Genomic DNA, 19,984 nt, shown 5'->3' on the forward strand with positions numbered 1-19,984 from the left:
CATCAGTTTTCGGTTTTCGCGATAGAGCTGTCTTTTGCGGGTTCTCGCGACAACCGACCGCAAGGCCACTGGGTTCCGGCCTGCGCCGGAATGACGAGTAGGAGGGGTTATTCGAGGTTCCAGGAAGTCGCTCCTACGGGTTCCCTCTACACTACGCCTTCCCCGACACCAGGCCTCCCCCATGATTTTCCGCTGGTTCGAATCCCTCATCGACGCCTTCAAGGAACCCGTCGACGCCATGCCGCCCAAGTCGGTATGGCGTTTCTATGCGTTCTATCTGCGCCAGGTGTGGCCGATCTTCGCGGCCACGATCGTGGTGGGCTTTGGTGTGGCGTTGGTCGAAGTATCGTTGTTCGGTTTTATCGGCAACATCGTCGACATGGCCAAGGGCGTGCCGAGCAAGGATTTCTTCCGCCTGCATGGCAACCAGCTGCTGTGGATGGGTTTTGTTGCGCTGATAGCACGGCCCGTATTGATTGCCCTGCATGATCTGCTGGTCAATCAGACCATTCTGCCGAACCTCACCGCGCGCATCCGTTGGCAGAACCACCGCTATGTGATGCGGCAGAGCCTGGGCTTTTTCCAGAACGACTATGCTGGACGCATCGCCAACCGCATCATGCAGACGGGTGCATCGCTGCGCGAATCGGCGGTGCAGATCGTCGACGCGATCTGGTACGTGGCCATCTATACCGGCAGCGCATTGGTCATGTTTGCGCAGGCGGATATCTGGCTGGCCCTGCCGCTGCTGCTTTGGCTGTTTGCCTATGTCGGCACACTGGCATATTTCATTCCGCGTACCAAGGAACGCTCCTGGAAGCAGTCCGAGGCACGTTCCAAGTTGATGGGCCGCATTGTTGACGGCTACAGCAATATCCTTACGCTGAAGCTGTTTGCGCATACCGAGCGCGAGGAAGGCTACGTCGCCGATGCGATGCGCGAGCAGATGGAGAAGCTGCGCCGCATGACGCGGTTGACCACGGCTATGGACAGCACCATCACCACCTTGAACGGTTTTCTGATCGTCGGTACCTCGGCTCTGGCTATTTGGCTGTGGAGCGAGGGCAAGGTGACGGTGGGTGCGATTGCGCTGTCGACCGGCCTGGTGATCCGCATCAACAACATGTCCGGCTGGATCATGTGGGTGGTCAACGGCATTTTCGAAAATGTCGGCACCGTACAGGACGGCCTGGAAACCATTTCGCAGCCGCGCGCCGTACAGGACCGCGCGGATGCCGTGCCGCTCACGGTCAGTCAGGGCAGCGTGCGTTTTGAAGAGATCCATTTTCACTACGGCAAAGCGTCGGGCGTGATGGCCGGTCTCGACCTGGCCGTGCGTCCCGGTGAAAAGATCGGCCTGGTCGGCCCTTCGGGTGCGGGCAAGTCGACCCTGGTCAATATCCTGTTGCGGCTTTACGACCTCGAAGACGGGCGCATCCTGATCGATGACCAGGACATCGCCGGCGTGACTCAGGAAAGTTTGCGTTCGCAAATTGGCGTGGTTACCCAGGACACCTCGCTGCTGCATCGCTCCATCCGCGACAACTTGCTCTATGGCCGGCCCAATGCCAGCGAGGAGCAGATCATGGACGCGGTGCGCAAGGCACGAGCGGACGAATTCATCCCGCAACTGGTCGATGGCGAGGGCCGCACTGGTTTCGACGCCCACGTGGGCGAGCGTGGCGTAAAGCTCAGCGGTGGTCAGCGCCAACGCATCGCGATCGCACGCGTGCTGCTGAAGGACGCACCGATCCTGATTCTGGACGAGGCGACTTCGGCGCTCGATTCGGAGTCCGAAGCGGCCATCCAGGAGAGCCTGGAGGTGCTCATGCGCGGCAAGACGGTGATTGCCATCGCACATCGCCTGTCGACCATCGCGCGTATGGATCGACTTGTCGTGATGGACAAGGGCATCGTGGTGGAGAGCGGCACGCATGCGCAGCTGCTTGCCCACGGCGGTCTGTATGCCCGGCTATGGGCACGGCAGACCGGTGGTTTCGTGGCCGCGGTGGACGACGTCATCGCCTGAGCGCGCGTGCATCGCGTTGAGTTTTTCTTGCCCGCTGCTTCACGTGGCGCGGCGCACTGTGCGGCTACGTCCGATATAGCGGAGAGTCGTTATGCCCGAGAAGAGAACCGTCAAGCGTGCCCAGGCCGCCAAGCGCGCGGGCAAGGCACCCAGCACCCAGGCTGGGGAATTCGTGCATGAGGAAATCGAACACATTCGCGAGGGCAAGCACGGTGCGCGATCGGCAAAGCAGGCGATCGCCATCGGCTTGTCCAAGGCGCGCCGTGCAGGCGTAAAGATACCCAAGAAGGGGGCAGCAGCTAAAAAGACGTCGGCGCGCAAGCGTCCGGCGACAAAAAAAGCCGCACGCACATCGTCCGAGTCCACGGCAACGCGTAAACGGGCAGCCACCAAGGCCTTGAAGCGCGAGGGCAGCAGCAGTGTTTCAAAGACAGCGCTTTCAAGGCAGGCACGCAGCGCCGCCAGCAAGCAAACCGCGAGCAGTCGTTCGGCTGCGGCCAGGAAGGCCGCGCGTACAAAAGGCAGTGCAGGCCGTTCGGCCGCGGCGAAGAAAGCGGCGCGCACAAGAAAGCGTGCTTGATCAAATCGCGGTGTTACGGGCGTTATGAGGGCAGGACGCCTACAATGGCCACCTTGAATCCCAGGCCACCGCCATGACCGAACCCGTCCGCCTCGCCAAACGCATCGCCGCGATGACCCAGTGCTCCCGGCGCGAAGCGGAGATGTATATCGAAGGCGGCTGGGTGCGTGTCGATGGCGAGACGGTCGAAGAGCCGCAGTTCATGATCGGCGACCAGCGTGTCGAGATCGACCCGAATGCCGAGCTGGTTCCGCCGGAACCCGCCACACTGGTGCTGCACAAGCCCGCGGACATGGCGGCGGACCAGGCGCGTGCCTTGATAACCCTAGACAGTCATGCCGAAGACGACGCATCGGGCGTGCGCCTGTTGAAGCGTCATTTTGCGCGGCTGGAGTCGCCCCTGCCGTTGCCGGACAGTGCCAGCGGCTTGCTGGTATTTACCCAGGACTGGCGGGTCAAACGGCGTTTGGAAGAAGACTCCGAGCGTATCGAGCAGGAGGTGATCGTCGAGGTGGCCGGCACATTGGCACCCGAGGGTCTGGCACGACTCAACCACGGCCTCAGTTTCAACAATTACGCGTTGCCACCGATCAAGGTGAGCTGGCAGAACGAACGGCATCTGCGTTTTGCGTTGAAGCGTATTGCGCCGAGCATGGTCGAACGCATGTGCCAGGCCGTTGGCTTGCAGGTGTTGTCGCTCAAGCGTATTCGCATCGGCCGTATTCCGATGGCGCGGCTGCAGCCGGGACAGTGGCGGTATCTGGCGAGTACGGATCGGTTTTGAGTGCATGAAGATGGGACTACTGCGGCAGCTTTCCTACTCGTCATCCCGGCGAAGGCCGGGATGACGAGTAGGAAGTGGTTTTCCGAGGTTCTTACAAGACGCAAGGTATGATTGCCGCGGGTTTGTATGCGATCTTCAGCTCGCTCACTGCCGGAGGGGTTGTCCATGACATTCGTACTTGCTGCCTTGTTGATAGGTATGGTCGCCGGCCTGCGCGCCATGACTGCGCCCGCCGTAGTGAGCTGGGCCGTGCATCTGGGATGGCTGTCGGTAGGCGATAGCTGGACCGCCTTCATGGGCTGGCGCTTTACGCCGTGGATATTCACCGTATTGGCGGCGGCAGAACTGGTGACCGACAAACTGCCCACGACACCCAGCCGTAAATTGCCGGTCCCGTTTGCGGCGCGACTTGTATCGGGAGCGCTGTGCGGTGCCACGGTCGGCGCGGCCGGCAACATGATGCTCGCCGGCCTGGTGGCCGGCATCGTCGGCGCCGCGATCGGCACCTATGGTGGCGCATGGGCAAGAGCGCGTCTGGCAGCTACTTTCGGTAAGGATTTCCCCGCGGCGATCCTCGAAGACATCGTCGCCATCGGTGGCGGCCTCCTGATCGTGGCGATGCCGGCATGAGCCGCGCGTTCGACGCCATCATCGTCGGGGCTGGCCAGGCCGGACCGCCGCTGGCCGGACGTTTGACAGCGGCAGGCATGAAGGTCGCGTTGATCGAGCGACACCTGTTCGGCGGTACCTGCGTCAACACCGGCTGCATGCCGACCAAGACCCTCGTGGCGAGTGCGCGCGCCGCGTATGTGGCGCGCCGCGCGGCGGAATATGGCGTTGTTATTCAGGGCGATATCGGGATCGATATCCAGCGCGTCATCGGTCGCGGACAGACGGTGGCCACGCATGCGCGCGGCAATGTCGAACGCTGGCTCGAAGGCATGCAGGGCCTGACCGTGTTGCGCGGACATGCCCGTTTCGAAAGCGCCGACAGCTTGCGGGTGGGCGATGAGCTGCTGACCGCGCCACACATTTTCCTCAATGTCGGCGGCCGCGCATCCGTGCCGGACATGCCTGGGGTAGGCGAGATCGACTACCTCACCAATACGTCGATTCTGCAACTGGCGACCTTGCCCAGACATCTGGCGATCGTCGGCGGCAGTTACATCGGCCTGGAATTCGCGCAAATGTTCCGCCGCTTTGGTTCCGAAGTGACGGTCGTCGAACGCGAGTCGCGGCTGATCCCTCGCGAGGACGAAGACGTTTCCACGGCCATACGCGAGATTCTCGAAGGCGAGGGCATCCATATACGTACGGACGCCAACTGCATCGCGTTCGCGCAGCGCAGCGATGGTGTCGCCGTGCGCGTGGATTGCACCGCGGGAGCTCCTGAGGTGATCGCCGACCGCGTGCTGTTGGCAATGGGGCGACGACCGAATACGGACGACCTCGCGCTGGAGCGCGCCGGCGTCAAGACCAACGAAAGAGGCTATATCGAGGTCGACGACGAGCTTCGCACCAACGTGGCGGGCATCTGGGCGATGGGCGATTGCAACGGGCGCGGCGCGTTTACGCATACGGCGTACAACGATTTCGAGATCATCGCGGCGAACTTGCTCGATGGGCAGCACCGCCGTGTGTCGCAACGTATTCTCGGCTACGCGCTTTATATCGACCCGCCACTGGGCCGCGTGGGCATGACCGAAAGCCAGGCGCGCAAGAGCGGCAGGCCGTTGTTGGTTTCGAAACGGCCGATGTCGCGCGTGGGGCGAGCGGTTGAGCGTGGAGAGACGGCCGGTTTTATGAAACTGATCGCCGACGCGCAGACACAACGCATACTCGGCGCGGCCATTCTCGGTGTGGAGGGCGATGAGTCCATTCATGGCGTGCTCGACCTGATGAATGCCGATCAGCCGATCAGTACGTTGCAATGGGCGGTGCCGATTCATCCGACCGTGTCGGAGCTTTGGCCGACGGTTGCGAATGATTTGAAGCCGATCAAATAGCCTCGCCACCACAATCTAACCCCGCCATCACAATCATCGTCATCCCGGAGCAGGGCTTTACCACTCAAATCTAAATGAGATATATTCTCATTTAGATTTTCGCGGACCGGCATCTCCCGGTCCTGATTCGGCCGCCAGCCACCGATGCCTCGAGCGTCCTTGCCAGCAAGCCGCGTGCAGCTCCACACACGCCAGGGTAAAGGACCTTTTCTTTCATGCGTATCGCTCCGCTGGCCGCCATCATTGGCGCGCTGTTGTCATCTTCCGTCACTGCCTGGGCCGCTGAGCCGGCCGGGTTGTCCACGAGTCCCGATCAAGCTTCCAACCTGCCGCGCGTGCAGGTCACTGCCACCACGCCAAGCTTGCAACTCAATACGCCGGGCACGGTATCGATGATCGATCGCGTGCAGATGGATCGTCATCTGGTGCTGACCATTCGCGACTTGGTGAAGTACGAGCCGGGTGTGTCGGTGATCGGTACGGCGGGGCGCTTCGGTCTGGACAGCTTCAACATCCGCGGGCTGTCGGGCAACCGCACGCGCATCGAGATCGACGGCGTATCGCAACCGGCATCGTTCGGTGCGGATGTTGCCGGCGGCAGTTTTCGTGCCGGCCGCAACTTTATCGATCTGGACGATATCAAGCAGGTCGACATCATTCGTGGCCCGGCGTCGGCGCTGTATCCCTCCGATGCGCTCGGCGGCGTCGTCAGCTTGCGTACGAAAGATCCGGCCGACTATCTGCGTCCGGGGCGCGATCCGTATGTGTCGCTCAAGGAGCAGTACGACAGCAGCGATCGCAGCCTGACCAGTACGGCAACGTTGGCCGGCGGCGATGCGAAGAACGGCATCCTGTTTATCGCCAATCATCGCGAAGGCCACGAAACAGCGAACGAGGGCGATATCGGCGGCGCAGGCGCGACACGCACGCGTCCTGATCCGCAGACATATACGCTCGATAGTTTCCTCGCCAAATACGTGCATACGGCCCAGAGCGGACGCGCCGATCGCGTGACGCTGGATGGTTCGAACACGCGCACCAACACCAATAGCTTGTCCAATATCGCGCCTGGCGTGGGTTATTACCGCTCGCAGGACGAAAACCAGCGCATGCGTGCCAGTATCGGGCAGTGGTATCCGCATCTGGATAGCGCTGTTGCCGATACGCTGGAGTGGAATGCGTACTGGCAGAAAACGCGCACACGTACGGATACGCAAACCGACACCGCCGCCTATGCGCGCTTCTATGAAAACTTGCCTCTGCAGGAGAAAGTTTCCGGCGGCAAGCTGGTTGCCGTAAAGCAGCTGGGTGAGGGCAGTGCCGTCACCCAGACCATCAGTTACGGCGTTGAGTTATCGCGTACCGATGCAGAGTCGACAGCCGGCGGTTACGCTATCAGCAAGCGCACTGGCGCGATAAGCAGCAGCAAGCCGGCCATGCCCGGCAACTATCCGTTACACCTGATCCCATCCAGTCGCACCGATCGTTATGCCGCGTTCGGCCAGGACGAGCTGGGGTTCTTCGACGGCCACCTGACCGTAACACCAGGCGTGCGACTGGAACGCTACGAATACAAGCCCGAACAGGATGCGCTGTACGCCGCTTACAATCCCAGTTACGTCAAACGTGATTATGAAAAGAGCTATGCCTCGCCCAAGCTCGGCGTGGTCTGGCGCTTTACCGATGCATTGAGTGCGTACTTTGACTATGCGCGCGGTTTTCGGCCGCCGCTATACAGCGAAATCGCGGGTGCCTGGAACGAGCAGCCGTTTCCCGGTTTCAATATCGCGTTCCTGCCCAACGACAAGCTGAAAGCGGAAACCAGCAACAACTTCGAACTTGGCGTGCGCGGCAAGGGCGATATCGGCTGGTTCAGCGTTGGCGGCTACTACAACAAGTACCGCAATTTCATCTGGTCCGGCTTCGCCTTGCCGCCCTCGCAGATACCGTCGTGGTACCAGGCGCCGCCGGGGCAGAATCTACTGTTCCAGGCAGTCAATACGCGTCGTGCCTTCATCAAGGGCCTGGAGGCCAGCGGCAGCTTGCGGCTCGGCCATTTCAGCGACGCGTTGGACGGCTGGGCCGTGCGCGGCAGCGCATCGGTGGCAACGGGGCGCCTGATCGAGTCGGGCGATACGGGTTATAGCCCGCTCAATACCGTCGATCCGGCCAAGTTTGTCGTCGGCATCAGCTACGACACCGCTAAATGGGGTGCCGAACTCACCGGCACCGCCGTGCGTCGTCATACCCAGCTAAGCGACCCGACCGCATTCCGGCCGGCGGGCTACGGCACGCTCGATCTGTACGCGCACTACTCGCCGTTCGGCGAGGGCGCGATGACGAGCCTGGAGATCTATGCCGGCATCACCAACCTCACCGACCGAAAGTATTGGGACTGGGGCAATTTGAACGGCGGCGTGCTGGGCAATCTGGTCAGCGGCAATGGCTTCAACGATAGCGGTACCGGCGGCTTGCCCGCCGATCGCCTCACCATGCCGGGGCGTGCACTCAGCCTCGCCGCGAAAATCGCCTTTTAAGGATCGTCGATATGTTGAATGCATCCAGCAATACCTCATCGGGCGCCATGCTGCCGCCGAAACTCCGCGACGAATGGATGCGCTTGCGCGAACTGGAGCCGAACCTGCGCGCACGCGATCTGGCCGAGCGTCTGGGCGTGAGCGAAGCGGAGCTGGTCGCCATTCGCTGCGGCGATGGTGTCACCCGTCTGGAAGGGCCATGGAAGGACCTGATTCTTGCGCTGCCGGAACTCGGCCACGTGATGGTGCTCACGCGCAACGACAGTTGCGTGCATGAGAAGAAAGGCACGTTCGGGCATATCGATATCGGCGCGTCGATGGGCGTGGTGCTCGACGAAGCGATCGATCTGCGTTTGTTCCTGAAGCACTGGATATACGGCTTTGCCGTGCGCGAGGAGTCGCGTGGACGTTGGCTGCAGAGCCTGCAGTTCTTCGATGCCGACGGTTGCGCGGTGCATAAGATCTATCTGACCGATCAAAGCCATCGCGAAGCATGGAGCGGTCTGGTCGGCCGCTTCGCCGCGGGTGTGCAGTCGCCGTTGTTGGACCGACAGGCGGTCGCGGAACCGCTACCGCTGTTGCTCGACGATACACAGGTCGATGTCGCTTCGCTGCGCGATGCGTGGCGAGCGATGCGTGATCCGCATGATTTCTTCGCCTTGCTGAAAAAGCACAAGGTGACACGTACGCAGGCGTTGCGTCTGGTTGGCCCGGAGTTTGCGCGCCCTGTGGTCAATGCATCGATTCGCCATGCGCTCGAAACGGTGGCTGCAAGTGGTTTGCCGATCATGGTGTTCGTCGGCTCGCCGGGTGTCGTGCAGATCCATACCGGACCCGTGCACAACATCAAGCCGATGGGGCCGTGGCTCAACGTGCTCGACGAAGACTTCAACCTGCACCTGCGTGAAGATCACATCGTCGAAAGCTGGGTCGTCAAAAAGCCTTCGCCTGAAGGCGCCGTGACATCGCTGGAGCTATATGACGCCCGGGGTGGACAGATCGTGCAACTGTTCGGCAAGCGCAAGCCCGGCGTGCCGGAGCTGACCGAATGGCGCGAACTGGCCGACGGTCTGCCTGCCACGGAGGACGAGCATGTTTAAGCCATCGCTTTTGCTTGCGTTCGCCGTTGCCTTGCCGAGTATTGCATCCGCCGCTTCGCCCGGGCGTATCGTGTCGCTTGGTGGCGATATCACCGAAACGATCTATGCGCTCGATGCGCAGTCGTCGCTGGTCGGTGTGGATAGTACGAGCGAATGGCCTGCGGCGGCGCGGACACTTCCCGATGTGGGTTATGTACGCCAGTTGGCTGCCGAGGGTGTGCTGTCCCTGCGCCCGGAGCTGATCATCGCAACCCACGATGCCGGTCCGCCGCCAGTACTTGCGCAGCTACGCAGCGCGGGCGTTCGGATCGACACACTTCCCGTGACTTATGCGCCTGCCGAGGTGATCGCCAAGGTGCGCACCATTGGGCACCTGCTTGGCAAGGACAGTGCAGCGAGTCAGCTGGCTGACAAGATTCAGATCCAGTACGGCGAACTGGCGAAGGCAGTAGCCGGCATGCCCAGGCATCCACGCGCGATCTTCATGATGTCCGCCGGTGGCGGCAGTCCCTTGCTGGCCGGCAACGAGACTGCTGCGACACACGCGATCGTGCTCGCCGGCGGCGTGAATGCCGTCGATGGCTTTACCGGTTACAAACCGGTCTCCGCCGAGGCGATGGCCGCATTGGCACCTGACGTAATCGTGTTGATGCGCGAGCGCGCCGAAGCGCTCGGCGGCGTCGAAGGTGTGTTGAAACTTCCCGGGGTTGCGCTGACGCCAGCAGGCAAGGCACACCGCGTCATCCTGGTCGATGGTCAGGCGCTGCTCGGTTTCGGTCCGCGTAATGCGGGACAGGAACTCGTGCTGCAACGCGAACTGGCTGCGCTGAGCCGATGAGCAGCGTGGCCTTGCCGCACCTGCGTGTGGACCGTGGCCGCGCGCTCGCGTTGCCCGCGCTGAGTCTGCTGTTGCTTGCTACGGCGGTGATCGGCCTTGGCACCGGTGCGATTCGCATACCGGCATCGGGGGTGCTTGGCGCCTTGATGCGCGGCGTCGATGGCAGTGCATCGCAAGGCGACGATCAGATTGTCCTGATGTTGCGGCTGCCGCGCGTATTGATGGCAGCCCTGGTTGGCGCGTCGCTGGCATGTAGTGGCGCGGCCATGCAGGGCTTGTTTCGCAATCCCCTGGTCGAACCAGGATTGATCGGTGTGTCGGCAGGAGCGGCGCTGGGTGCGATCGGCATGATGGTGCTCGGCACACCACTACTGGCTGTGCTGCCTGCGTTTGCAGGTTCGCTGAGTGTGGCCGCTACTGCTTTCGTGGGCGGCCTTACCGCAACGATGTTGGTTTATGTGTTGGGGCGTCGTCGTGCCGGCATGGCTACCTTGTTGCTCGCGGGTGTGGCCATCAATGCCATTGCGATGGCCGGCGTGGGTTTGTTGACCTTCATGGCCAACGAGCGGCAGTTGCGCGATCTGAGCTTCTGGACGTTGGGCAGCCTGGGCGGCACGGATTGGCGACGTCTGGCCGCGGTCGCCTTGCCGATGCTGTTGCCGGTGTTGTGGTTGCCACGTTATGCCCGTGCCTTGAACGCTTTGTTGCTGGGCGAGACCGAAGCGGCGTTGCTCGGCTTTCATCCGCAACGTGTGCGTGTACGCCTGATCGTTCTGGTGGCACTGGCAACCAGTGCGGCGGTCGCGATGTGCGGTGTGATCGGTTTCGTCGGCCTGCTGGTGCCGCATGTCCTGCGGCTGGTCTGGGGGCCCGATCATCGGCTGCTGATGCCGGGATCGGCGCTGGCCGGAGCCAGTCTGCTGATTGCTGCCGATGCGGTGGCACGCATCGTGGTCGTGCCGGCGGAGTTGCCGATCGGCGTGTTGACTGCGTTGCTTGGCGGCCCTTTCTTCCTTTGGCTATTGATGCGCACGCGTATCGGCGAGGCACAGGCATGAACATGCCATGGGATTGGGGCGCCAACGAAGCGGCCGAGCAGGGCAGTGGGGTGATCGCCGTGCGCGGCGTGCATCTTTCGATCGGCGGCCGGCGTGTATTGCACGATGTTCATCTCAAGGCGCGTCCCGGTCGCCTGCTTGCCCTGGTCGGCCCTAATGGCGCAGGCAAGAGCAGCCTGCTAAGCGTCATGGCGGGTTTGCGTCGGCCGTCATTGGGCGAAGTGACTCTCGACGGCCGCTCGTTGCAGGCATGGCCCGCGCAAATCCTGGCGCGGCGGCGTGCGATGTTGTCGCAGAAGGTGCAGCTCGGTTTTGGATTCCGTGTCGACGAAGTGGTGATGATCGGACGCAGTCCTTTCGGCGAAAAGACGGGTGCGATGGATTGCCATCTGGTGGATGCCGCCTTGGGCGCGGTGCAGGCCAGTCATCTGCGCGAACGCAATTACCTCGAACTTTCCGGCGGTGAGCAGCAACGCGTGCAGTTGGCGCGCGTGCTGGCACAGGTAAGCGAACCGTCCGCTGCGCCGGCGTGGCTGCTGCTCGACGAACCCGAAGCCAGCCTGGACATAGCGCATCAACACCTGGTGCTCGGTCACGCGCGACGATTGGCGCAACGTGGTTACGGTGTCATCGCCGTGCTGCACGATCTCAATCTTGCCGCGCGTTACGCCGATGACGTTGCCTTGCTGGCACAGGGGCAACTCGTGCGTCATGGCAAACCGGAAGATGCGCTCGATTCGGCGGCGCTGTCGCGCATCTATGGCTTGCCGCTGCGCCGCTCCGAAGTGGCCGATATGCATGGCTGGTTGATCCATCCGGCCTGACCAGTTATTCGGAAACGGCTTTGTGTAGGGCTTTGAGGTGCAGACCAGTTTTTGTGCTGCGGCAGGGGTAGAATGGTCGGGATATCAAGGAGTTGAACATGAGCAACGGCAACACTGATCTCAACAAGCCCGGCCCTACCGAGGCCGTGCCGCCGACTACCCCGCATACCTCGCACAATGTGCTCGACACGATCGAGACGGCTGCGCTCGATGAGGTGCAGCACGAGGCTGCCTTGCGCGATTCCGCGTTGCGCGTGCCGCGCTGAAAAAGCCCCCCTCACCCCAACCCTCTCCCCCGGCAAAGCCAGGGGAGAGGGGGCACACTGAGGCAAGTTTGAATCGTGCGCGCTCTTTGCTCCCTCTCCCCTGGCTTTGCCGGGGGAGAGGGTTGGGGTGAGGGGGAGGCAAGAGGCGGTGCGAAGCGAGCCTGCATAAGCGCTATAAAAAACGCGAAGCTTCGGCACACTGAATCTCCAGTCCCCCAGATACGGATAGCAGTCACCGATGCGCAGCAACGCTCTTGCCGCCATAGGGCTCGCGTTATGCGCGGCCCTGTTCTTCACCATGACCTACGTACTCAACCGCAGTCTGGTAGCTGGCGGCGGTCATTGGGCGTGGGCGGTGATCCTGCGCTATCTCATTACGCTGCCGCTGCTTGCCCTGGTCATACCCTGGCAGGGCGGTATGGGCGATTTACCGAAAGAGTTGAAGCGCCATCCGCGCTCGTGGCTGCTGTGGAGTTCGATCGGTTTCGTGCTGTTCGGCATACCGCTGACCTGGGCGGCCAATAGCGGACCATCGTGGCTCGTGGCAGGCAGCTTCCAGACCACGGTGCTTGCCGGTCCCTTGCTTGCGCCTTTTATTTATCGTGACGAACGGCGTCGCCTGGCCTGGTCCAGTCTGGCGATTGGCGGCCTGATCGTGGCTGGCGTGTTTGCGTTGCAATGGGGTTATGCCGGTGGTTCGCTGAGCGCGAGCGACTGGCTCGCCATTGCCGCTGTCGTGCTATCGGCTTTTGCGTATCCCTTGGGCAATCGCATGCTGTTATTGCATCTCGAGCGAACTGGGACGCGGCTCAATGCGGTGCAGCGCGTCTTCGGCATGACGCTATGCAGTTGGCCGTTATGGCTCCTGTTTACGGTCGTCGCGTGGTTCGCCATCGGGCCGCCGACGGGGCGTGAAATCGTTCTGGCCGGCGGTGTGGCTCTGTCTTCAGGCGTGATCGCCACGGTACTGTTCTTCGGGGCTACCGACAAAGTACGCAGCGAGCCCACCGCGTTGGCAGCGGTCGAAGCGATGCAGGCCGCCGAGCTGCTGTTCGCCACGGTGATCGGTGCGACGTTTCTCCACGAAGCGTGGCCACATGGTTACTCGGCGATCGGAGCCGTCGCGATCATTATTGGCATTGCCCTGTTCAGCTGGATAAGTGGCCGCGATGCTGCCGGGCACGATCGCGAGGTGCGCGAATTGCGCAGCGATCGCGGGGCTTGATTTCGGCAGGGTAATCTTTAAATTAGCTGGCCAGCCGCTGCACAAAGAACGCGAGAATTTCATCGCGCGCCTTGCGGGTGGGTTCGCCTTCCTTGTCGATGAGGTGAACCGTCACGACGTTGTGCGGTGTCTGCACCACCTTTTCGAAAAAGGCCGGTACATCCTTGTTGGCGGCACTGTCGGGGAGAACGCGGCCGATAAAACGATCGCCCAAGGCTTCCTGGTAAGCAGCGAAGCGCTGCGCCTTGCAGAAACGATCTCCCTCGAAGCGATAGGCCATCACGGTGAGATCTTCCTTGTCCAGGCGCGCCTTCACGGCGTTCAGTTCGTCAGGGGCAATCTCCAAGCCTCCCGCATCGTCGAGCGGTAATGCCGGCTGCGATAGGACCGGCGCAAGCATCGAAGGCTCAAGCATCATGCTGAGCGCGAAGTTGCCGGAAAAGCACATCCCGATCGCGCCCACGCCACGCCCGCCGCACTCGTCATGCGCCAAGTTGGCCAAGGCTCGAAGCCATCGGGTTACCGGGCTCGAGCCGCCGGCACCAAATGCCCTGAACTCCGCGCTTACGCAAATACGCTTGAAGATGGCCTGGCCGACGTCCAGATCGATCGGCTCACCATCGCGACCATAGAGCGATGGCATGTAGACGGTGAATCCAGCTTCGCGTACCCAGCGTGCGAATCTCGCCACGTGCGGGCTGATACCCGGTATTTCCGGAATGACGATCACGGCCGGCCCGCTGCCCGAAACGTGGACCATCTTGGTGATGTCGTTCAGCGTGATCTTGCGTGGCGTGAAATCTTCGAGCGGATCGTAGGCATCCAACGGTCGTGTCTGCATGGCTTTCTACCTTGGTCAGGGGCTTGCATTTGACCGGTAAAGAGCGTTTGCTGGCAGTGTCCAATATGACTTCTTTCGAGCTAAATCAGCCAATGTTCGATTTCACGATACTTGTTCTCCCAGGGGCTTTCGCTTCGGGTGTGGGAGCGACACTGGACATTCTTTCGAGCGCGGCAGTGCTCGCGAATCGCGCCGGCTGCGCCGCTCCTCGATGGCGTGTCTGCTCCACGGAAAAGACAGTCCTGCTCAGCAACGGCCTCAGGATCGACGCGGCCGTTTTGCCGAAGAGGCCCCGGCCGGATAGTTCGATCTGGTTGGTGCCTGGCCTTGGCCTTAATGACGCCGATGCTGTGCTTAGCCGCTTCCTGGCGCCGCAAGTCGCCACGGCGATCAAGGCGTTGCGTGCTCAGGCCAACGCTGGTGGGACCATTGCGGCCTCGTGTTCGGCCGTCTTCCTCTTGCGTGAAGCCGACCTGTTGCCGGGCAAAAGGGTAACGACGACCTGGTGGCTCGGCAGTCTGCTGCAACAGCTGGAGCCGCGCTGCATGGTCGATGTCGATCAGATGGTCGTCGCCGACGGGACGATCGTTACCGCCGGTTCCGCCTTTGCGCACATCGATCTCATGTTTCATCTGCTTCGTACGAGATTCAATCCGTCGCTCGCCGATGCGGTGTCGCGTGCGATGCTTATCGACGGGCGACAGTCCCAGGCGCAGTACATCGTGCCGGCTGTACTTGCCCATGGCAACGATCTCGCAGGTAGGCTGGTCGCGCGTTTTGAGGCGGGGCTGCCGAACCCGCCCAGCGTGGAGGCGCTCGCTGCGGAGTTGCGCATGTCCAGCCGTACGCTTTCCCGTCACGTAAAAGAATCGACCGGGCGCAGCGTATCCGCGTTGTTGCAGAGTGTGCGCATCCATCGCGCACGCATGCTCCTGGAGACCAGTCATTTGTCGGTCGAACAGGTTGCCGAGCAGGTCGGCTATGCCGATGCCACCGCGCTGCGGCGCCTTATGCGGAAGATGACGCAGGCAACGCCAAGACAGTTCAGGCCCGTGGTATTTGACCACAAGCAAAAGGCCAGGCATGAATAGGCGGTGAGCCAGTTTTCACAGCCATGGGGATTATCTCAGGTGCTGTGGATATTTGGATCGAGTTAATCGCGGTGAATCGAATGGCCGTATATCGATATCACGCATTGTTTTAAACAAATCTCTGCCGGGTGCGCCGTGCTGCTTGCCGGACCCTTGTCTTTTTGTGCCATGATGCGGCGGCTAGGGGATACCACGTGAGGTGTTGTTCGAAGCATGACCAACAAGGGTGACAGCGCGCCGAATCTCCGGTTGCCACAGTTGGCGGCCGCCGAGCCGCGCGAGAATGCCCACGGCTTCGATGCCTTCCTGCGCGAGCATTACCGCAACCTGGTGACGTTTTTGCGGCGCCGCACGGCCAGCGAGCAGGACGCCGAAGACGCCGCACAGGAAAGCATGACCAAGCTGCTGCGCTACCGCGAGTCCGAGCCGTCCTCGGCCTGGAAGCAGTTGCTCTACCGGATCGCGGTCAACGTGGCGCATGACCAGTTTCGGGTTTCCTTGACGCATTACAGCAAAGACCATGTCACGCTGGATGGCCAGGATATCGCCGATACCGAGCATTCGCCGGAAGAGCGCGTGGCCTACCAGCAACAGGTGGCGCGGTTGAGCCAGGCCATCCTGGAGCTGCCGCCCAAGTGCCAACGGGTTTATCTGCTCAAACGTGTGCATGGCCTGAGCCGTGCGCAAATTGCCGATCGCTGCGGTATTTCGGTCAAAATGGTCGAAAAGCACCTCGCTACCGCGCTAGTCCTGTTGAAGCGCAAGGTAGGCGATTCCTCGGCACGCACGTTTGAGTGAACATGGAAGAAAGAATTTCCGACGACCAGCATCCCTCGACGGGCTCGCAGGACGAGGCCGAGCGCTGGTTCGTGCGCCTTTTGGAAAGGGACTGTCCTGACGGCTTGCGCGCGGACTTTGAGCGCTGGCGCGCGGCCGACCCGGCCCACGCCGCGGCCTATCGGGAAGTGGAATACCTGTGGAAGCAAAGCGGTGACGCCGTCCAGGATGCCGCGGTAGCCGCAGCAGCCCGCCGGGCGTTGCACCGCACGCCTTCCGAATCCTGGTTTGCGGGCCGCCGCTGGCTGTTTCCGGCGGTGGGCTTGAGTTTTGCCATCGTGCTGGCCCTGGTCGCCATACCTCGCTTCTCCGCTCCGTCCGAGCCGGCCGGGACCCACTACGCCGCCCTCGCCGGACAGCAGCGGACGGTGCAGCTGAGCGATGGTTCGACCATCCTGCTCAATACCGACACCGAGATTGTCGAGCGCTATGGCACCCAGGCGCGGCGCATCGATCTGCTGCATGGCCAGGCGCAGTTCCAGGTACAGGGCAACAAGGCGTGGCCGTTCGTGGTGCATGCCGAACACGGTACGGTAACGGCGGTGGGCACGCAGTTTCAGGTGCGTATCGATGGCGACACGACCGGTGTGATCCTGCTCAAGGGCAAGGTCGACGTGGCCACGCAGGCACCCAATGCCTCGCCGCAGGTCGTGTCCCTGTTGGCCGGGCAGCAGGTCGCGTTCGACCGTTCGGGGCGAATCGATACCGTGAAGCCGGCCGATACCGAGCTGGCCAAAGGCTGGACGCAGGGCAAGTTGTTCGCGCATGACTGGCGTCTGCCGGATCTGCTGGCGGAAATGAATCGTTACAGCGCCACGCAATTGAGCATCGGCGACCCGTCATTGCGGGACCTGCGAGTCAGCGGGGCATTCCGTACGGGCGATCAGGAGAATTTGATTCTCGCCCTGCAGGCGGGCTGGCAAATCCGTGCCGATCGCAGTAAATCGGGCCAGGTCGTATTGCGCAGTACGCGATAAAACCTGCCGCAATTCTCATTTTTCAACCAAAGCGGCCATCGGCCGCTTTTGTTTTTTAATCCAAGGTAGGCGTTTGGTTTTCTCGTCCGTCTTATCCTCATGTGACGCTGAGTACGCCAATGGCAATGGAGGGCAGGGGGACATTGGCGTAAGGGTTTCAGGGAGTCGCTGGATAGTTTTTTTGCGGTGGAGGGGTCGCACTAACGCGACAAAAAAAGCGATCGAGGCATGTGGCCGACATAGGCCGCATCGGTCTTGTTCGTCTCAAAAAATCCAAATGGGAGTTCACTGATGTCGAGCAGTCTTCGTATGTCGGGGTATCGCAAGGCACTGTTGCCGGCGGCGCTGTCGTTGGCCATGTTCACGATGTCGGCGCATGCCGCCGAGTCGTGGGTCGGCACGAACACGCACGCCAGCTTGCAGAACAACAGCAGCAAGGTATCCACGCTGGTCATGACGGGTCACCCGACCGTCGACGCCACGCAGATCATGCCGCTGGAAGCGAGCAAGCAATTGCACGTGATTGTCAGCTTGAACCACCGTAACGCCGACCAGCTGCAGAGCTTCCTGCAGGAAGTGAACCTGCCGGGCAGCCCCAACTATCACAAGTTTCTGACGCCGGCGCAGTTCAAGGCCAAGTACGCGCCGACCGATGCACAGGTGCAGGCTGTCGTGGCGCACCTGCAGAAGAACGGCTTCACCAACATCAGCGTGTCGCCGAACAACGCGTTGATCGAAGCCGACGGTACGCCGCTGAGCGCGAGCGCCGCCTTCAACACCAGCCTGAAGACCTTCCAGTTCAAGGGTGAGCAGCATTTTGCCAATGACACCGACGCCATGGTTCCGCAGTCGCTCGGCGGCATCGTCGGTGGCGTGCTAGGCCTGCAGGACGTCAACAAGCCGCACGTGATGTCGCACCGCCTGAGCGCGGATGCGATCAAGACCTTCGCTGCAGCCGGTCAGGTTGGCCACCAGCCGACCGACTTCGCGCAGATCTACAACGCCGGCAGCACGCCGACGGCTTCCAACACCGTGGTCGGCATCATCACCTGGGGTGACATGACCCAGACCATCGCCGACCTGAAGACCTTCACCACGGCCCACAGCTTGCCGACCGTCAACACCCTGACCGTCAAGGGCAGCACCGGTACGCTCGCCAACGACGGCGACGACGGCGAATGGGCGCTGGACAGCCAGGACATCATCGGTACCTCCGGTGGCGTCAAGCAGCTGATCTTCTACGCCGCCATCAACGGCGACAGCAACGATAGCGGCCTGACCGACGCCAACATCACCGCGGCCTACAACAAGGCCGTGTCCGATAACGTCGCCAAGGTCATCAACGTCTCGCTGGGCGAAGACGAAACCGCCGCGCACAACTCCGGTACCCAGGCCGCCGACGACCAGGCCTTCGCGCAGGCTGCCTCGCAGGGCCAGACCTTCTCGATCGCTTCGGGCGATGCCGGCGTGTACCAGTGGTCCAGCGACCCGTCGACCGGTGCGCCGGGCTACATCGCCAACTCCAGCGGCACGGTGAAGATCGACCTGACTCACTACAGCGTGAGCGAGCCGGCCACGTCGCCGAACGTCATCGCGGTGGGCGGCACCACGCTTTCCACCACCGGTACCACGGTGTGGGCCGGCGAAACGGTGTGGAACGAAGGCCTTGCACACGTGACCTCGAGCGCCAGCTCGAACGAGCGCCTGTGGGCGACCGGCGGCGGCGTGAGCTTGTTCGAAACCGCTCCGGCCTGGCAGACCGCCGCGCTCGGTTCGTCGGTGACCAAGCGCCAGGTGCCTGACCTCGCGTTCGATGCGGCGTCCGCCACCGGTGCCATCATCGTCGCCAACGGCCAGTCCGGCCAGCAGTACGGCGGCACCAGCCTGGCCTCGCCGATCTTCGTCGGCATCTGGGCACGTATCCAGTCGGCCAACAACAACTCGCTGGGCCTGCCGGCGCAGGACATGTACACCAACTTCGTCAACGACAGCACCCCGCTGCATGACGTGACCTCGGGTAACAACGGTTACCAGGGCCACGGCTACAACGCGGCTGCCGGCTTCGACAACACCACCGGTTGGGGCAGCCTGGATATCACCAAGTTCAACGCCTATGTGACCCAGTACTTCGGCGGCGGCAGCACGCCGCCCCCGGGTAGCCCGGTGGCGAACTTCTCCGATACCACCAGCGGCCTGACCGCGACCTTCACCAACACCTCGACCGATACCGGCGGCACGATCACCTCGTACGCCTGGACCTTCGGCGATGGCGGCACCTCGACGGTAGCCAGCCCCAGCCATACCTATACGGCGGCCGGCACCTATACGGTCACGCTGAAGGTCACCGACAGCACCGGTGCGACCAACACCAAGACCGGTTCGGTCACGGTGACCAGCTCGGGCGGTGGCGGTTCGACGCAGCTGTTGACCAACAGCGGTTTCGAGAGCTCGGCTTCGCCCTGGACGGTGAGCTCGGGTGCGTATTGCACCAACAGCACCTGCTCGGGTGAAACGGCTCATGGCGGTACCGGCTTCCTGTGGTTGGACGGCTATGGCTCGACCCACACCGACACCGCTTCGCAGAGCGTTGCGATTCCGAGCGGCAAGACCTCGGCCACGTTGTCCTACTACCTGCATATCGACACGGCCGAGACCACCACGTCGACCCAGTACGACAAGCTCACGGTGCAGGTGTTGAACAGCTCGGGCACGGTGCTGGCCACCCTGGCCACGTTCTCGAACCTCAATGCCGCCTCTGGCTACACGGTGCACACGGCCAATCTGACCCCGTATATCGGTCAGACCGTGACCATCAAGTTCACCGGTAAGGAAGATTCGTCGGCGCAGACCTCGTTCGTTCTGGACGATGTCACCCTGACGGTTCAGTAATTAGGATGGCTTGAATGCCGCCGGCGCACAGGGATGCGTGCCGGCCAAGGATGGATTTAAGCCCGGCCCCGATTGGCCGGGCTTTTTTATGGGTCCGCGCCA

At 62.1% G+C, this 19,984-nt stretch carries 17 protein-coding genes; 16 read left to right on the forward strand and 1 reads right to left on the reverse strand.

Annotated elements, in window-relative coordinates:
* Positions 1-184: 184 nt before the first annotated feature.
* The 12 genes from QMG46_RS12655 to QMG46_RS12710 all read left to right on the forward strand — a co-directional run bounded on the left by QMG46_RS12655 (position 185) and on the right by QMG46_RS12710 (position 13,247).
* Positions 185-2,029 (forward strand): ABC transporter ATP-binding protein, encoded by a 1,845-nt coding sequence (locus tag QMG46_RS12655; RefSeq protein ID WP_281852886.1) that lies wholly within the window; start codon positions 185-187, stop codon positions 2,027-2,029.
* A gap of 91 nt (positions 2,030-2,120) precedes the next feature.
* Positions 2,121-2,609 carry a DUF6496 domain-containing protein gene (locus tag QMG46_RS12660; protein WP_281848190.1) on the forward strand — a complete coding sequence of 163 codons (489 nt, stop codon included), beginning with the start codon at positions 2,121-2,123 and terminating at the stop codon, positions 2,607-2,609.
* Between the two features lie 73 nt (positions 2,610-2,682).
* Positions 2,683-3,393, forward strand: a complete 711-nt coding sequence (locus tag QMG46_RS12665; RefSeq protein ID WP_281848191.1) for an rRNA pseudouridine synthase — start codon at positions 2,683-2,685, stop codon at positions 3,391-3,393.
* 165 nt (positions 3,394-3,558) lie between these two features.
* Positions 3,559-4,023 carry a DUF4126 family protein gene (locus tag QMG46_RS12670; protein WP_281848192.1) on the forward strand — a complete coding sequence of 155 codons (465 nt, stop codon included), beginning with the start codon at positions 3,559-3,561 and terminating at the stop codon, positions 4,021-4,023.
* The gene (locus QMG46_RS12675; RefSeq protein WP_281848193.1) at positions 4,020-5,399 is read left to right on the forward strand and encodes an FAD-containing oxidoreductase; all 1,380 of its coding nucleotides are present in this window, start codon (positions 4,020-4,022) and stop codon (positions 5,397-5,399) included. The genes QMG46_RS12670 and QMG46_RS12675 overlap by 4 nt, the downstream gene beginning before the upstream one ends.
* 215 nt (positions 5,400-5,614) lie before the next feature.
* A complete protein-coding gene (locus QMG46_RS12680; protein ID WP_281848194.1) occupies positions 5,615-7,936 on the forward strand; it encodes a TonB-dependent hemoglobin/transferrin/lactoferrin family receptor in 2,322 nt (773 codons plus the stop codon).
* An 11-nt stretch (positions 7,937-7,947) separates the two neighbouring features.
* Positions 7,948-9,036, forward strand: coding sequence for a hemin-degrading factor (locus QMG46_RS12685; RefSeq protein ID WP_281848195.1), 1,089 nt, complete (start codon positions 7,948-7,950; stop codon positions 9,034-9,036).
* A complete protein-coding gene (locus QMG46_RS12690; RefSeq protein ID WP_281848196.1) occupies positions 9,029-9,874 on the forward strand; it encodes a heme/hemin ABC transporter substrate-binding protein in 846 nt (281 codons plus the stop codon). Before QMG46_RS12685 ends, QMG46_RS12690 begins: the two co-directional genes overlap by 8 nt.
* Complete coding sequence (locus tag QMG46_RS12695; protein ID WP_281848197.1) at positions 9,871-10,932, forward strand: FecCD family ABC transporter permease; 1,062 nt, start codon at positions 9,871-9,873, stop codon at positions 10,930-10,932. The genes QMG46_RS12690 and QMG46_RS12695 overlap by 4 nt, the downstream gene beginning before the upstream one ends.
* Positions 10,929-11,756, forward strand: coding sequence for a heme ABC transporter ATP-binding protein (locus tag QMG46_RS12700; protein WP_281848198.1), 828 nt, complete (start codon positions 10,929-10,931; stop codon positions 11,754-11,756). Before QMG46_RS12695 ends, QMG46_RS12700 begins: the two co-directional genes overlap by 4 nt.
* Positions 11,757-11,854: 98 nt before the next feature.
* Positions 11,855-12,022 carry a hypothetical protein gene (locus tag QMG46_RS12705; protein WP_281848199.1) on the forward strand — a complete coding sequence of 56 codons (168 nt, stop codon included), beginning with the start codon at positions 11,855-11,857 and terminating at the stop codon, positions 12,020-12,022.
* A 238-nt stretch (positions 12,023-12,260) separates the two neighbouring features.
* The gene (locus QMG46_RS12710; RefSeq protein WP_281848200.1) at positions 12,261-13,247 is read left to right on the forward strand and encodes a multidrug resistance efflux transporter family protein; all 987 of its coding nucleotides are present in this window, start codon (positions 12,261-12,263) and stop codon (positions 13,245-13,247) included.
* Positions 13,248-13,269: 22 nt separating this feature from the next.
* On the opposite strand, the gene QMG46_RS12715 is transcribed toward QMG46_RS12710, so the two are convergent.
* On the reverse strand, positions 13,270-14,088 hold the full coding sequence (locus QMG46_RS12715) for a dienelactone hydrolase family protein (RefSeq protein ID WP_281848201.1): 819 nt from the start codon (positions 14,086-14,088) through the stop codon (positions 13,270-13,272).
* Positions 14,089-14,366: 278 nt separating this feature from the next.
* Between QMG46_RS12715 and QMG46_RS12720 the strand changes: the two genes are divergently transcribed.
* From QMG46_RS12720 to QMG46_RS12735, 4 genes are all read left to right on the forward strand, one after another.
* A complete protein-coding gene (locus QMG46_RS12720; RefSeq protein ID WP_281848202.1) occupies positions 14,367-15,179 on the forward strand; it encodes a GlxA family transcriptional regulator in 813 nt (270 codons plus the stop codon).
* A gap of 213 nt (positions 15,180-15,392) precedes the next feature.
* Positions 15,393-15,977 carry an RNA polymerase sigma factor gene (locus tag QMG46_RS12725; RefSeq protein WP_281848203.1) on the forward strand — a complete coding sequence of 195 codons (585 nt, stop codon included), beginning with the start codon at positions 15,393-15,395 and terminating at the stop codon, positions 15,975-15,977.
* A 2-nt stretch (positions 15,978-15,979) separates the two neighbouring features.
* Entirely contained in the window at positions 15,980-16,993 is a 1,014-nt protein-coding gene (locus QMG46_RS12730; protein WP_281848204.1) for a FecR family protein, read from the forward strand.
* A 291-nt stretch (positions 16,994-17,284) separates the two neighbouring features.
* Entirely contained in the window at positions 17,285-19,882 is a 2,598-nt protein-coding gene (locus QMG46_RS12735) for a protease pro-enzyme activation domain-containing protein (RefSeq protein WP_281848205.1), read from the forward strand.
* Positions 19,883-19,984 lie beyond the last annotated feature (102 nt).

The sequence above is a fragment of the Dyella sp. GSA-30 genome (assembly GCF_027924605.1).
Classification (GTDB): Bacteria; Pseudomonadota; Gammaproteobacteria; order Xanthomonadales; family Rhodanobacteraceae; genus GSA-30.

Bases quoted from the DNA above. Each gene is read 5' to 3' on its own strand.
- QMG46_RS12660 (WP_281848190.1), top strand. From the start codon at position 2,121: ATGCCCGAGAAGAGAACCGTCAAGCGTGCCCAGGCCGCCAAGCGCGCG.
- QMG46_RS12665 (WP_281848191.1), top strand. From the start codon at position 2,683: ATGACCGAACCCGTCCGCCTCGCCAAACGCATCGCCGCGATGACCCAG.
- QMG46_RS12670 (WP_281848192.1), top strand. From the start codon at position 3,559: ATGACATTCGTACTTGCTGCCTTGTTGATAGGTATGGTCGCCGGCCTG.
- QMG46_RS12675 (WP_281848193.1), top strand. From the start codon at position 4,020: ATGAGCCGCGCGTTCGACGCCATCATCGTCGGGGCTGGCCAGGCCGGA.
- QMG46_RS12680 (WP_281848194.1), top strand. From the start codon at position 5,615: ATGCGTATCGCTCCGCTGGCCGCCATCATTGGCGCGCTGTTGTCATCT.
- QMG46_RS12685 (WP_281848195.1), top strand. From the start codon at position 7,948: ATGTTGAATGCATCCAGCAATACCTCATCGGGCGCCATGCTGCCGCCG.
- QMG46_RS12690 (WP_281848196.1), top strand. From the start codon at position 9,029: ATGTTTAAGCCATCGCTTTTGCTTGCGTTCGCCGTTGCCTTGCCGAGT.
- QMG46_RS12695 (WP_281848197.1), top strand. From the start codon at position 9,871: ATGAGCAGCGTGGCCTTGCCGCACCTGCGTGTGGACCGTGGCCGCGCG.
- QMG46_RS12700 (WP_281848198.1), top strand. From the start codon at position 10,929: ATGAACATGCCATGGGATTGGGGCGCCAACGAAGCGGCCGAGCAGGGC.
- QMG46_RS12705 (WP_281848199.1), top strand. From the start codon at position 11,855: ATGAGCAACGGCAACACTGATCTCAACAAGCCCGGCCCTACCGAGGCC.
- QMG46_RS12710 (WP_281848200.1), top strand. From the start codon at position 12,261: ATGCGCAGCAACGCTCTTGCCGCCATAGGGCTCGCGTTATGCGCGGCC.
- QMG46_RS12715 (WP_281848201.1), bottom strand. From the start codon at position 14,088: ATGCAGACACGACCGTTGGATGCCTACGATCCGCTCGAAGATTTCACG.
- QMG46_RS12725 (WP_281848203.1), top strand. From the start codon at position 15,393: ATGACCAACAAGGGTGACAGCGCGCCGAATCTCCGGTTGCCACAGTTG.
- QMG46_RS12730 (WP_281848204.1), top strand. From the start codon at position 15,980: ATGGAAGAAAGAATTTCCGACGACCAGCATCCCTCGACGGGCTCGCAG.
- QMG46_RS12735 (WP_281848205.1), top strand. From the start codon at position 17,285: ATGTCGAGCAGTCTTCGTATGTCGGGGTATCGCAAGGCACTGTTGCCG.